Genomic DNA, 13,433 nt, shown 5'->3' with positions numbered 1-13,433 from the left:
GGAAGATTTTTGGGGTAGGAAGATTTTTGGGGTAGGAAGATTTTTGGGGTAGGAAGATTTTTGGGGTAGGAAGATTTTTGGGGTAGGAAGATTTTTGGGTAGGAAGATTTTTGGGGTAGGAAGATTTTTGGGGTAGGAAGATTTTTGGGGTAGGAAGATTTTTGGGGTAGGAAGATTTTTGGGGTAGGAAGATTTTTGGGGTAGGAAGATTTTTGGGGTAGGAAGATTTTTGGGGTAGGAAGATTGCTAGGGGGGACGTCGTGTCTTGTCGGGTCATTGGTAATTTTCTTACCTCCAAAATTTTCCTACCCTCCGTCCGCTACTCCACCGACAACAGTCTCACTTCGGAAAGCGTAATGTTGATCCAATGAATCGCATCCAAGGCACTGTGGCGGAGCAATTTGCGAAGGTTCGATTCATATTCACCCAATCCTTTCGCCAGAGCGGTTATCCGAAACGCTTCGCTCTCGCTCGTCATGTGGAATCTTTGTCTACCCAACGGATACCCATCGCGATCCATTTGGATATTTCGAATCGCGTGAAATTCGCCGCCGAGGAAATGAGTTGCCGCCTGAGTGTAGAGTGGCAACGCGAGGCCGGTGCCCCAGTCGCGAAGGAAGCCCAGTGCTTTCGATCTCAAGCACGATTGATCGGTCCACCTATCTACGGTCACCTTAAAATGCTGGCGGCTTTTTCTTCGTGCGGGGGCATTCACAAATTTGTATTGCACGGACTGTGGGCGAAAGTTGATTAGCTTGCCACGCGAAAGGTCAAGCAGTAACAGGTAGTTTAGGAGTTGCATCTCGTGTTCCAGCGTCAGTTCACTGGCCATCTTCACCTCGTAAACACCGAAGCGGTTGACCACCATGTCGAGAAGGTACTGTTTGTGGAAGGTTTCGTAGGCGACGTCGATCGGGACCTCTCGGTGAACCTCGAAGCTTGACTCTTTTAAATGCTGCCCAAAATAGACCTTGCATATTGATTCATCTGCCAGTCGTCCGAGGTTCTTGTGGGTCTCAAATGCGTGCCTCATAACCACGTAGTCAAATTCACGGAAATCATCAGTTTCAGGGCTGCGGATTGCCAGTGGGCATGAAATGGGCATGATCCTTCCTTTTAATGAGCAGAAGAGGATTGGATTCTATAAAATCTTCCTGCTCTTGTTGATCTCCTTTACGAAAGAGTCTTTCGATGAACTTTGGTTACACGCTGCTTTATGTTGCCGATGTGGAACAGGCCCTGGCGTTCTATGAGGCCGCGTTCGGTTTTGCTCGCAAATCGATGCACAAGGACGGTGACCAGGAGTACGGTGAACTGGACAGCGGCGCCGTGACGCTCGGGTTTGTCTCCCATGCCTTGGCCAAGTCACACGGGTTCGACTATGCAGAAACGCGCCCCGATGGTCCTTCGGCGGCTTTCGAGATTGCGTTCACCACAGAGGATGTCCAGGCGGGCTATGACCGCGCGATCGCGAACGGCGCGGTCGCGGTGTCACCGCCGAAAACCAAGCCCTGGGGGCAAACCGTTTCTTATGTACGAGATAACAACGGGTTCTTGATCGAGATCTGTTCGCCGATGGGCGGTTGAGCGTCGTCGAAACCGCGGTTGATGGGTAGCATGGCATTGAAGCCAGTTGGCGTGCACTCTCAGAGGCCGATAAACTGAGGGACATTCCGCCGCTTTTCCTTCTAGCCTCTGAGTTCGCATGAGTACCGCGCCTCGATACCGTCCGACCTACACCGTGGAGGATTACGCGCGATGGGAAGGCGAGTGGGAACTTTGGGATGGGTTGCCCGTTTCGATGAGCCCGAGTCCTTTCGGTCGGCATTCACAGCTGCTCGTTCGCATCGCAACCCAACTGGAGCTTGCGGTCGAGCGGAGCGGATGCCAGGCCGCGGTGCTCGCCGAGATTGATTGGATCATTTCCAACGATACGGTCGTGCGCCCCGATGTGTCAGTGGTTTGTGGAGACGCCCCGGCCAGGCATGTCGAACAGCCGCCCGCGCTCGTCGCCGAAGTTCTTTCGGATGCGACCCGCAGTCGCGATGTCGGAGAAAAGAAAGACCTCTATCGCGACCAAGGCGTCCGTTGGTATCTGGTCATTGACCCCGAGGCGAACAGCCTCTCCGCGTGGTCGCTCGACGCCGGCGGAATCTATCAGTCGGTTCCCGCAACCGAATCTCTCGCCGTTGACATTTGCAGTGGCTGCCGATTGTCTCTCGATGTGAAACGCATGTTGCGTTAATAAGGCGGGGCAAAATGATGGGGGCAGAATGATGGGGAAGGCAGAATGATGGGGAAGGCAGAATGATGGGGAAGGCATAGGGGGGCTTGTGTTTCAGGGGGCGTTAGCTGAGGTTGACGCCGTGACGTCGCAGGAGACGATCGTTGCGGTGAACGGGTTCGGTGCCTCGTAGTCTCCGGCGGCCGATTGGTCGTCCGAACCGACTGACACTCCGTCCTTGGGTTGCACCGTGATCAATCCGGGCGAGGGCATCGTCGTCGGCGTTCCGCCGTTGATCGACAGGCCGATCGATTGGCCGTCCAGGGTTGCGACTAGGCGACTCTGTCCGCTGACTTTGATGTTGGCTCTCAGCCGCGTGACTTCTCCAGACCGGCGGACATCGAATACCGGTTCTCCGTCGATCACGTGCAACGCATAGCCGTGTTCGCGTCCGCCTTGTGCCACGACCACGCCGTGCGGTTTGGGGCCTTTGATCGTCGCTTCGATTACCAAATTTCGGTTCGCGATCGGCGACGTCTTCAGGACCGGGAGGTTCTTTTGGGAGGATCGCGTTGGCACGCGCCGGTCTTTCTGAACCGCTTCGGGATAGCTTGCGAGAATCGCTTTCAATTCCGCCAAGACGTCTGGTTTTAAACTCGCCAGATTCTGTGTTTCGTTCGGATCGGCTTGATAGTCATACAGCTCGTACTCGGCATCGGTCGGGTCATCGCCCGGCGTTTTCCACTCGACCATCCGATAGCGTTCTGTGCGAATCGCCCGGCCCATCGTTCGTTTGGGATAGGCGTGGAAGGCATGCCCCCGCACGCGAGCAGTGGAGTCTTTCAGCACCGGCACCAGGCTGACGCCGTCGATCGATTGCGGGCCGGAGGGTTGGGGCAGCCCGGCCAACTCGGCGAGCGTCGGGTAGATGTCGACGCTCTCGGCGGGCTGGCCGGTCGATTGATTCGGCTTCGTCGTCCCCGGCGCGATGATGAAGATCGGAATCCGATTGGCTTGTTCGTAGTTGGTGTGCTTGGTCCAGATGCCGAGGTCGCCGAGGTGAAAGCCGTGATCGCCCCACAGCACAATGATCGTGTCGTCGGCGAGTTTTAATTCATCGAGAGCGTCGATGACCTTGCCGATCTGGGCGTCGACATAACTGCTGCTGGCGTAATAGCCGTGGATCAGGTTGCGTTTGAGTTCGTCGGAGAACTCGGCATCGCGGTCTTCGGGGACGGGTTTGTAATTCGTGATTTCACCGCCGCGTTTGTGCGCGACGGTCGGTGAGTCTTTCGGCAAGTCCTCGTTGACCGGCATTGGCAGGCTGTTCGGATCAAACAAGTCCCAGTATTTCTTGGGCGCAGAGAACGGTAGGTGGGGGCGGGCGAAACCGGCGGCGATGAAGAACGGTGTTCCTTCTGTGTCGCGTCGTTGTTTGGCTGCATGCAGTCGACGAATCGTTTCGGCCGCCACACGCCCATCGGCGTAGGCTTCGTCGTCGGCCGTGGGGGACTCGTAGGCCGCGCCGCGGGGCAGCGACTTGATTCGGTCGAGCTGTTGATTGGTGAAATACGCTTCTTCACGCGTCAGTTGTCCGCCACCGGTGCTTTCCGGATCAACGTACTCGATCACTTTTTCTTTAAAGTGCGGCACGGAAAACGATTCGGGATCGCCATGGTTGCCGTGACCGATGTGGAAAATCTTGCCGAGCGATTCGGTGCGGTAGCCGTGCGCGGCAAAGTGTTGCGGCAGCGTGATCGCGTCGGGCATCACTTGTCGCAGCTGGCTGCCCAGTCCGTACAGTCCGGTCGATGTGGAGTGTGAGCCGAGCATTAGGGTGAATCGCGATGGGGCGCAGACGGCTTGGTTGCAGTAGGCGGCGTCGAATCGCATGCCCCGCCCGGCGAGCGCGTCCAGGTTCGGCGTCTTGGCGATCGGATCGCCGTAGCATCCCAGCGCCGGTTTCAAGTCATCGACCAAGATCATCAACACGTTGGGCCGTTCGGCTGAGACGTTCATCGTGGCCGACCAAAGAACGAGCAGACAACAAAGTTGCAGGGATGAGAAATGGAGGCGGTGGTTCATCGGTGCCGTGTGGGGAGGGAGGACGGTCGGGAGCGAGCCGCTCTATTACAGCCTGTCATTGTCGCCTGTGCCATGTAAACAGGCGTATTGTTGCTTTGAAATCTTGTCAGGGCGGTGGGGGAGCTTTTTGGTCAAAAAATGAGTTGGTCAAAAAATGGGGAGGGAAAGATGGGGAGCGAACGATGGGAGTGACGACCTCTTTCGTTCGACCTTCCTGCCGGCAGCGTGATTTTATCAGCGACTCGATTTCTAATATTTTTTGACCAACCCATTTTTTGACCCACTCTCCGGATACCATGGACGGCTTCCGAATTCCCACCGCACGCGTAATTCCCAAATCGATGCACCGCTTCCGTTCTATTTCCGCTCTGGTCGTTTTCCTCATCACGGCGTCGACCGTGTTCGCCGATCGGCCCAATGTCCTGTTGATCTGCGTCGACGATCTTCGTCCGGAATTGAATTGTTTCGGGAAATCGTACATCGAATCTCCAAACATTGATTCTCTGGCGGCGTCGGGGCGTGCGTTTCATCGCCACTACGTCCAGTCACCGACGTGCGGGGCGTCCCGCTATACCTTGCTGACGGGCTTGTACGGTTCATCCAGCAACGGGGCTTTGTTTGATCGTGCCAAACGAATGCAGAAGGATTCCGGCGCGGTCCCGCCGAGCATGCCGGCTTGGTTTCGCAAGCATGGTTACCGAACCGTTTCAGTCGGCAAGGTGTCTCATCATCCCGGTGGGCGCGGCGGCTCGGACTGGGACGATGAAGCGATGCCCGAGATGCCGAACTCTTGGGATCGGCATTTGCTACCGGCCGGCCCTTGGCAACATCCCCGCGGATGGATGCACGGGCTGGCCCACGGCGAGATCCGCAAGAACGCCAAAGAGATGGACGTGTTCCAGTCGGTCGACGGCGATGATTCCATCTACCCCGACGGCATCTCGGTCGACGAAGCCCTGCGTCAGCTGGATCAATTGTCCGCCGCCGACCAGCCGCCGTTCTTTCTGGCCGTCGGAATCCTGCGTCCCCATTTGCCTTTCGGAGCGCCGGCCAAGTACATGAAGCCCTACATCGATGTGGAACTGCCGCCGATTCCGCATCCGGAAAAGCCGCAGGGGAAAACGACCTGGCACTCGTCGGGCGAATTCATGAAGTACAACCGCTGGGGGCGGAACCCCAACGACGACGAAGCGTTTGCCACCGAAGTCCGTCGGCACTACGCAGCCTGTGTGACCTATGCCGATGCCCAGGTCGGACGAGTGCTGAAACGTTTGGAGGAATCGGGGCAGGCCGACAACACGATTGTTGTGCTGTGGGGCGACCACGGCTGGAATCTCGGCGAGCACGCGATCTGGGGCAAGCATTGTTTGTTCGAAGAATCGCTCCGTTCGCCGTTGATCATCCGCCACCCCGGGATGAAACGAGCCGGAAAGTCGACCGACGGAATCGTCGAAACCCTCGACGTCTTTCCCACGCTCTGTGAGTTGGCTGGGGTGCGAGTTCCGGCGTTCGTTCAAGGCCGATCGCTTCGGCCGCTGTTGGAAAACGAAGACGCCGAGGGGCATCCGGCAATCGCGTATCGCAATAACGCCAAAACGATTCGCACCGACACACATCGATTGATCGTGCACAAGGACGGATTTGTGGAGCTGTACGATCATCGCAATCCGGATGCCGAAACGGCCAACCTGGCGACATCGGATAATCGTCCCGACGCGTTGATCGAGGAGCTAGTCGGTCAGATGAATCAACGGCTGAACGGGGGAAACTGAACGTTGCCGCCTTTTGGAATCGATTGACGGGAGCTGCTTCAATCGACCGGTGTTTCAGCTAGACTATTGCCCCTCCGGCCTCGTGCGCTGCCAAAGCTGGGGGTTGTTTTTCCGGCGATTCAGTTCAGGGGCGATGGCGTTGCGTGACGATTTAATTCTGACGATGGGGCACAGGCGTCGTCGCGGGGCAGATGACAACGCGGGAGCCGTTCGGACGAGTCGACGTTTGACGGTTCAGCGATTGGAACCGCGGCGCGTCTTGGCGGGCAGCCTGAGCCTTTCGTCCGAGCCGATCGAAGTGTTTCAGGATCGCGATGGCGTCGTCTATTTACTTGAGCCCGCCGACCGGACGGGGGCGGGCGTTTCCGACTCAGTCGGTTATCTGCATCGCTGGTCCACGGAGACGAATTCGCGGTTGCCGTCGATCACACTCTCCGGATCGGCGACCGAAGCGACGCTCAGCGACGATCAGTCAGACCTTTATCTGGGCTATGCAAACGGCAAGGTGACCCGCGTCGACCTGACCGATGGTTTGTTTGCCGAACAGGATGTGTTTGTTTCGCCGGGCGAAATCGACGAATTGTTTGTCGTCGGTGATCGGGTGTTGGCCGTCGTCGAACAATACGCCGAACGCTTGCTTGACGTTCGAGATTCTAGCGGCAGCCGGATCGCGTTTTTTGATCTCGGTCAATCCGATTCCTTTTCGTATGACGCCGATCAGCGACGTCTCTACTCGTTAGATCACAGCGGCCGCGTGCAATCGCTGCAACTCGGGCTGCTCGCTGAGACAGGGCAATGGAGTGACGTAAGCGGTTCGTATCCCAATGGTGGCGAGCTTGTCATTTCGCCCGATGGATCCAGAATCGTCACCGGTGGAGGCTACTTGTATACGACCGAGCCGCTCGCGTTTGATACATGGTTGGTCGGTTCGTTTGATAAGGCGGCCTGGATCTCGAACGAGCAAGTCATTTCGCTTCGGTCATCCTCCGGCGGCACCCAAATCCGTCAGTCGTCGGCGGAGTCGTTGCAGCAGTTGCGTGTAGCGACCGTCGCCGGTTCACCGCTGGCGGTGTTTCCGGCAGATCACGCGGCGACGATCGTGACCTATGGCCAGGATCAAGTCCACTTTCATGACTTCGCCACTGCAGCGTACCTGGACATCGACCTGGACGGCGTGCCGCTTGGTGAAGACGCCTTTCCAAATGATGTCGCCGCTTCGGTTGACACCGATCACGACGGGTATCCCGATGTTTGGAATGCCGGCAAGGAACGCTCCGACAGCACGACGAACCTGTACTTAGATTCGCATCCGTTTGATTCAGCTTGCCGTTATCCGTTCATCAACGTCGTGGATTGCGATTCCGTCCGCCAAGCGGCCAAGGCGCCCATCGGTCGTTCTTCCGCATTCGGTGACGAGGCGGAGATTCTGTATCACGTTGATAGTAGCGGGAAAACGATCTACCGATATTCGGTGCAGGGTCAGAGGTATCTGAATCCGATCGTGTTGAATGGCGACGCTGGACGGCCTGACGAGATGGTGATTTCCACGGCCAACCAACGAATCTATCTGCTTTACGAGACTTCGAATTCGCATGGCGCGATCACCCAAATCGACTATCGCCAAGAGTATCCGACGGAGGTCCCCTTTGCGACGATTCGATCGTCCGTCAGCGGGTTGAGTGCGATTGGAGAGTATGTCATTGTCGCAACAACGAAGGGTAGAGTCGCCAGCAATGTCGTGCTTGATTCTGCCGGAACGGTGGTTTCGACCAAGCCCGGGCAACGACTGACAAACGTGGTCTGGAACCCTTCGGATAACTTCTTTTACCATGGATCGTCTGGAATACGCCGTCAGAGCTTTGACCTTCAGACGGGAGAATTCGGCACTGAAGTCAGCTTGATTTCCCGCTTCGGTTCGCCGGTCGCTGTTTCACCGGACGGCCGCTATCTGCTCAGCACAGAATTCGTGATCGATCTTGAGGACGGCGGTGAAATCGATCTGTTCGACTCCGTCACCTCCGGCGTTTGGCTCAGCGATGGGACTTTGGTGGCGGCCAACTTCAATCAATTGAGGCAGTGGGACAGTCAATTCCAACTGGTCGATTTTTACAGTGGCGACGCTCATCGCGAGGTGCTGCGGTTTGGCGAACAGGTCTTCGTGGTGGAGGCGGGACGGCCGGTGCGTCATTACGAATTGACTGATGACAAGGACGGGGACGGGTTCACAACCTTTGACGATGCGTTCCCGTTTGATCCCGCTGCGTCGCAAGACACCGACGGTGACGGGTATCCCGATCGATGGAACGAAGGGAAAGACGCATCGGACAGCACGAGCGGACTGCGACTCGATGCGTTTCCTGAGATACAAGTCTGCTTTCTTCCCCAGCATGGTCGCTCCGAGGACCCAAGCTCCTGTGACATCGCGTCGACGATCCATGGTTCCGTTCCGACGCAGATTCATCGCGGTCCAGGCGATACCGTGGCGCTGTTGGATCCGGCCAATGAACGGGTGCACGTTTGGTCGACGACACTCCAGGACTACGCGGCTTCGTGCCAATTTGCGGTCCACGTGACGGCGTTGGCGATTTCGGACGATCAGTCGACGGCGTATGTGGGGGCAAATGACGGAACGATTTATTCGGTTGATCTGTCCCAATTGACGTCCCGCCCGATCCAAATCGCAAACCTTGATGAAAGCGTCAAGTCACTCGCGTTGGTCGGTGACTTTGTTGTGGTGCTCGGCGACCGTTCGTTGTTCTCCTTGGATCGGACAGGCCAACTCGCTGACCAGGATTCGAACTACAGGACGTTCGAAACCTTGACTGTTGATTCGATGCGGTCAGCAGTCTACTCGGCGGACGCGATCAACAGGAATCGGCGTGCGATCGCCATCAACCAACAAGATGGTTCGCTATCGCGAATTCAAAGTGTCGGTTCTCAGGGGCTCGCCCCGCTGGCATTGTCGGCCGATGGTCAGCAGATGATTGATACAGCCGGCGTGCTGTATGCGTGGAACGGCAGCGTCCAACAGTTCCAGTTCAACGCTTTCCTGTCGTTGCGTCCCGACGATGCCTTGTGGATCGATGACCGGCATGTCACTACGCTTCGAACGTCGATCGGCGGCGTGACGATCGTGGAAACTTGGAATGACCAACTGGAACGCATCGATGTGAGGCACCTCTCCGGAAATCTGGTCGGGATTGTTCGATCGGGCGACGTGGCGACGATCGTGACGCTGCACGAAGGGCGAACGCATTTCTATCGCTACGACCTGTCGACGGATTTCGACGGCGATGGCGTAGCGACCGTGGACGATGCCTTTCCGATCGACGCGACGGCATCCGTTGACACCGACCGTGATGGGGCACCGGACGCGCTGCATGAGAATGCGGAGAATGGCAGTTTGGTGGTCGACGCGTTTCCAAAACATTCAGCCTGCCAAACGCGCGCCGATGCCGTGATCAACCAACCCGATGTTTGCGATATCGAAGCTGCGGTCGGCGAATTCTGGGCCGCCGACTCGACCGTGGATGGCGATGGAATCATCTATCTGCTCGATCAGGACGCCAACCGGATTTTGCGTCGTGAGACCACGACGGGAGAGTACTTGGACCCGATTCTGCTCGACGCGAAATTTGGCGACGGGGGACGCTATCTGGGCAGTTCGCTCGCTCCACGGCAACTGGCCTATGCCGCCGGAAAGAACTGGTTGTTGATCGCCTATTCGTATGAAATCGATGTGATCGATTTATCCGAATCGATTCGAGTGCAACAGCGTTGGTATCAGTCCGACGAATACGTTGGCGACATGGTGATCTATGGGGATCGGCTGTTCCTGTCGGCTTCCACCGTACCGCTTCGCACGATCCATTTCGATTCAGTTCCGCCCGTCCCGTCGCTGCTACTCGATGGCAAATCGTTGGTGGTTTTCGATCCGGCGAACGCGACGCTGTACTACACGGATAACGCCTACGGATCGTCCAGTGCACAAGTGCGTTCAGTGACGTTCGATCAACAAACAGGTGACCACTCCGACTCGATCGTCGTCGACGATGCATCGGAACTGCACAGCTATCGTTTCGGCAAGGGCGTCAACTCTCCCGATGGCAGTCGGACGGTTTTTCCGGGCGGCGGCGTCGTTGATTTGGCGACGTTCGACTTGCTCGGTGTGCTGTGGTCAAGGGACCCGAGTCGGTGGCAGGCTCGTTGGATTGATAATGAAACGATCGTGACGGCAAGTGGTTCAGACGGTACCACCCACGTTGACGTGTGGAGCGTGAACGGACAGCGTCTTGACCACCAAGAGCTTGACGGGGACGTCCGCGAATTGGCCGTTGTGGGAGATCAAGTTGCGGTGGTGACCGACGTGGATTCGTTGACGCGGTTTCATTTCGTCACGTTGTTCGCCGATCGTGACGGCGAGGTGGACCGACCACCGACCGATTTTGAGATCGTGGATACCGCCTTCGATTCCGCCGGTGTGGTCTACCTGCTCGATGCTGCCGGCGGCGTGGTTCATCGCTGGGACAGCATCGAGAACGAATACTTGAACCCGTTGATGATCGACGGAGCAACACAAATTGAAATCCACCCTGCGTCGCAAACGTTATTGGTCGGTGACGCCGGCGGTCGGCTGTTGGGTTATGACTTGGGAACGGACTTGCCGATCGAACGTGTGCTCCAGTCGTACGGTCGGACCGAATATGGGATCGCGTCTTATGGAGACTCGATCAGGGTCAGCGGTACAAACGGAATTCACTTGATCGGCGGCGACGGTAGCGTCCAGCGTTTGTCGGCGTTTCATTCTGGAGTTTGGAACGAGGTGGCGTCGACTTGGACTTCGTTGGACGGTGATTCACTGGTCGTCGCTCAGGTCGATCCGTTAACCGGTCAACTGATCCGTGTGCTCAGATCCCCACGCAACAGAAATTTCCGGCTTCCGATCACCGTCAGTTCCTCCGGATCTCACGTCCTATTAGGCAATGGGGACGTTTATTCGGCCGATGATTTGAGCAGCCCGCTGACGACGATCAACGGACATGACGATGCGGTCTTGTTCGACGACGCGATGGCCGTTGTGCTTCGCAGCGACGAATCGGGTTCCTTCATCGAGTGGCACGATCCGAAGTTCGGGCTGGTCGACCGAGTCTCAATCGATGGAGTGCCGAAGCGATTGGTCGCGGCAGGTCATGAGGCGTTGTTGGCGAGTGAAAAGGACGGTCGATTGCAGTTGGAGCGACTGACGCTGAACGAAGACAGTGACGGCGACGGGCGGACGTACCAGGAAGATGCGTTCCCGCTCGATGCATCGATCTCCGTCGATACAGACGGCGATGGATACCCCGATGCTTGGCATGACGGGTATTCGCAATCAACCGTCACTCCGGGATTGGAATTGGATGCGTTTCCCGGCAACGAACACTGCCATCGCGAATCGGATCGCATCTTTGGTCAAAGCCACTGCGTTGCCGAATTCGTTCCCGATGTGGTGCAGTCCGATGGCGGCGACATCGTCTACCTGTTGGATGCAGGTCGGCGTTTGGTGCATCGCTGGTCTGCCATCGAACATGATTATTTGCCGCCCCTTCGTATGGCGGAATCTGACCGCGGACGCCCAACGGCACTGGGGATCGATGCTGCGGGGCAGCAGTTGTTCGTCGGATATGAGACAGGCCATGTCTCGCGGATCGATCTTGCCAGCGAGAGTTTCGTTGAAACGCTCGTGACAACGGTTCTGGATCGTCGTGATGTCGGTGTGCCCGTGACGACCCTCGTCGCTCAACCGGAATTCTTGTATGTCGTCGCCGGCGAACATTACACGTTTGACGACGACGGGAATCAGATTGCCTTGGGGAATTTGATCGGGGAGCACGTGCTTCCCGCGTTCGACGGCGGCTGGGTGCTCAATCTGCTCCCCCACGGGGCGGTGGGGCATGATCAACCGGTCGTCGGTTCCGTCTACCAAATACCGGTTTCGCCCCAAGGCCAGATCGGATACGGGGCTGAAACGAAGTGGCAAGATCCGGTTGTGGTGGGAGAGTGGTTGCGTCTGTCGCCGAATCGTCAGTTCTTGTTTTCGCAACGCGGCGATGTTTGGAAGGTTGGAGAAACACTGTCGTTTCGCAACGCATTGCCCGCCGAAGCATTTAGCGATGCCGATTGGTTGACCGATGATGTGGTTGCAACCGTTCGTGCTGCCGAAAGTGGTCAGACGGTTGCAGAATACTGGGACACAAACGGCGAGTTGTTGTATCGACAGTTCTATCGTGGCAATCCGGTCAGCGTTCGGCGAACCGGTGGCGACACGCTCGTGTTGGTCGAGCGAGACGGGGCGGTGGTCGCACATCCATTTGTCATGCCGCGCGGCTCCGTGGTCGGGTCGACGGTGCTGTCGGTGGGAACGGATTCGGCCGTCACGTTTGAGATGAAGACTGCCCATGCGAGCGACGTTTCGATGGTGTATCGCGTCGAAGTGGTTGTCACCGGCGCGAGCGGTCCAAGTGCCAGCGGCGAACCATTGCAATTCACGTTGGTTGATCTCGACGGTCAGCCGGTCGAATCGATCGTCGATCCGACGGAAAATGCGACGGAAAATGCGACGGTTGAAACGGAGCGTTTGACGCGGTTGGTGATCTTGAAACCCGGGTATTATCGGCTAACCGTTCGTTCGGCTCGTCCGCTCGGTAAAGTTCGTGTGAAAGTCGCTATCGATGCCGCACCAGGGGATTCGACGAGTCGTCTGCTGGTCGAAAAAGCCGAAGCGCTCGTGCTCAGTAAGTCGTTCGCTGTATCACCGGTGCTGCGTCGCAGCTACGAGCAGCGTTTGGGAGCATCGTTGGACGTCCTTGCCGAGGATCCGACGTTGGATCAAAACGCAAACGGGATCGTGGATGCGGCGGACCTGATGGCTCTACGCACCAATCTCGAATCAGCAGCCGATGTGGTGTGGGCGGAGCTTGGTGAACCGATCGAGCATCTGGAAACGGATCAGCCCCTGCGTGCCCGAGACCCGGATGAAATCAGGTTTGGCGATTTGTCGCTTCGCATGTTGACCAACTCGGTCTTGTCCAGGGATGTCGACAACAACGGCATGGTCACGCCTCGCGACGCGTTGCTTGTGATCAATCAGCTGGCACGATCTGAATCTGGCGGGATTGATTTTTCGAATCTTCCGCTCGGTTCGGCGACATCGACGTTTGCGTTGCCAAAGTACTTGGTGGATGTCAATGGCGATCGACGGGTTTCACCCTTGGACGTTTTGTTGATCATCAATGATCTTGCACGCAGCAATGTGGCGGGGGATCGAAGCGACGCGTGAGTCGTGACGGGTCGTTATGCCAGTCCGCCGGAAA

At 57.1% G+C, this 13,433-nt stretch carries 7 protein-coding genes; 4 read left to right on the top strand and 3 right to left on the bottom strand.

The window, feature by feature from the left end; all coding sequences use genetic code 11:
* Both TBK1r_RS39315 and TBK1r_RS33785 read right to left on the bottom strand, forming a co-directional pair.
* Positions 1–277 (bottom strand): hypothetical protein (locus TBK1r_RS39315; RefSeq protein ID WP_419580661.1); only part of this gene is annotated, 277 nt, incomplete at its 3' end.
* A gap of 42 nt (positions 278–319) precedes the next feature.
* Entirely contained in the window at positions 320–1,105 is a 786-nt protein-coding gene (locus tag TBK1r_RS33785) for a GxxExxY protein (protein WP_145220080.1), read from the bottom strand.
* Between the two features lie 86 nt (positions 1,106–1,191).
* Here TBK1r_RS33785 and TBK1r_RS33780 point away from each other — a divergent pair, with 86 nt between their 5' ends.
* A complete protein-coding gene (locus TBK1r_RS33780) occupies positions 1,192–1,587 on the top strand; it encodes a VOC family protein (protein WP_145220078.1) in 396 nt (131 codons plus the stop codon).
* A gap of 118 nt (positions 1,588–1,705) precedes the next feature.
* Positions 1,706–2,245, top strand: a complete 540-nt coding sequence (locus tag TBK1r_RS33775; RefSeq protein ID WP_145220076.1) for a Uma2 family endonuclease — start codon at positions 1,706–1,708, stop codon at positions 2,243–2,245.
* A 93-nt stretch (positions 2,246–2,338) separates the two neighbouring features.
* Here TBK1r_RS33775 and TBK1r_RS33770 read toward each other — a convergent pair whose 3' ends face one another.
* Positions 2,339–4,309, bottom strand: a complete 1,971-nt coding sequence (locus tag TBK1r_RS33770; protein ID WP_473772474.1) for a sulfatase-like hydrolase/transferase — start codon at positions 4,307–4,309, stop codon at positions 2,339–2,341.
* Between the two features lie 296 nt (positions 4,310–4,605).
* Here TBK1r_RS33770 and TBK1r_RS33765 point away from each other — a divergent pair, with 296 nt between their 5' ends.
* Both TBK1r_RS33765 and TBK1r_RS33760 read left to right on the top strand, forming a co-directional pair.
* Positions 4,606–6,081, top strand: a complete 1,476-nt coding sequence (locus TBK1r_RS33765; RefSeq protein WP_419580660.1) for a sulfatase — start codon at positions 4,606–4,608, stop codon at positions 6,079–6,081.
* 139 nt (positions 6,082–6,220) lie between these two features.
* A complete protein-coding gene (locus TBK1r_RS33760) occupies positions 6,221–13,399 on the top strand; it encodes a dockerin type I domain-containing protein (RefSeq protein WP_145220074.1) in 7,179 nt (2,392 codons plus the stop codon).
* Positions 13,400–13,433 lie beyond the last annotated feature (34 nt).

It is taken from the genome of Stieleria magnilauensis, assembly GCA_007753675.1.
Taxonomy (GTDB): domain Bacteria; phylum Planctomycetota; class Planctomycetia; order Pirellulales; family Pirellulaceae; genus Stieleria; species Stieleria magnilauensis.
This window is presented reverse-complemented; position numbering and strand designations above follow the sequence as displayed.

Excerpts from the sequence above, each read along its gene's own strand:
- TBK1r_RS33785 (WP_145220080.1), bottom strand. The coding sequence starts at position 1,105 with ATGCCCATTTCATGCCCACTGGCAATCCGCAGCCCTGAAACTGATGAT.
- TBK1r_RS33780 (WP_145220078.1), top strand. The coding sequence starts at position 1,192 with ATGAACTTTGGTTACACGCTGCTTTATGTTGCCGATGTGGAACAGGCC.
- TBK1r_RS33775 (WP_145220076.1), top strand. The coding sequence starts at position 1,706 with ATGAGTACCGCGCCTCGATACCGTCCGACCTACACCGTGGAGGATTAC.
- TBK1r_RS33770 (WP_473772474.1), bottom strand. The coding sequence starts at position 4,309 with ATGAACCACCGCCTCCATTTCTCATCCCTGCAACTTTGTTGTCTGCTC.
- TBK1r_RS33765 (WP_419580660.1), top strand. The coding sequence starts at position 4,606 with ATGGACGGCTTCCGAATTCCCACCGCACGCGTAATTCCCAAATCGATG.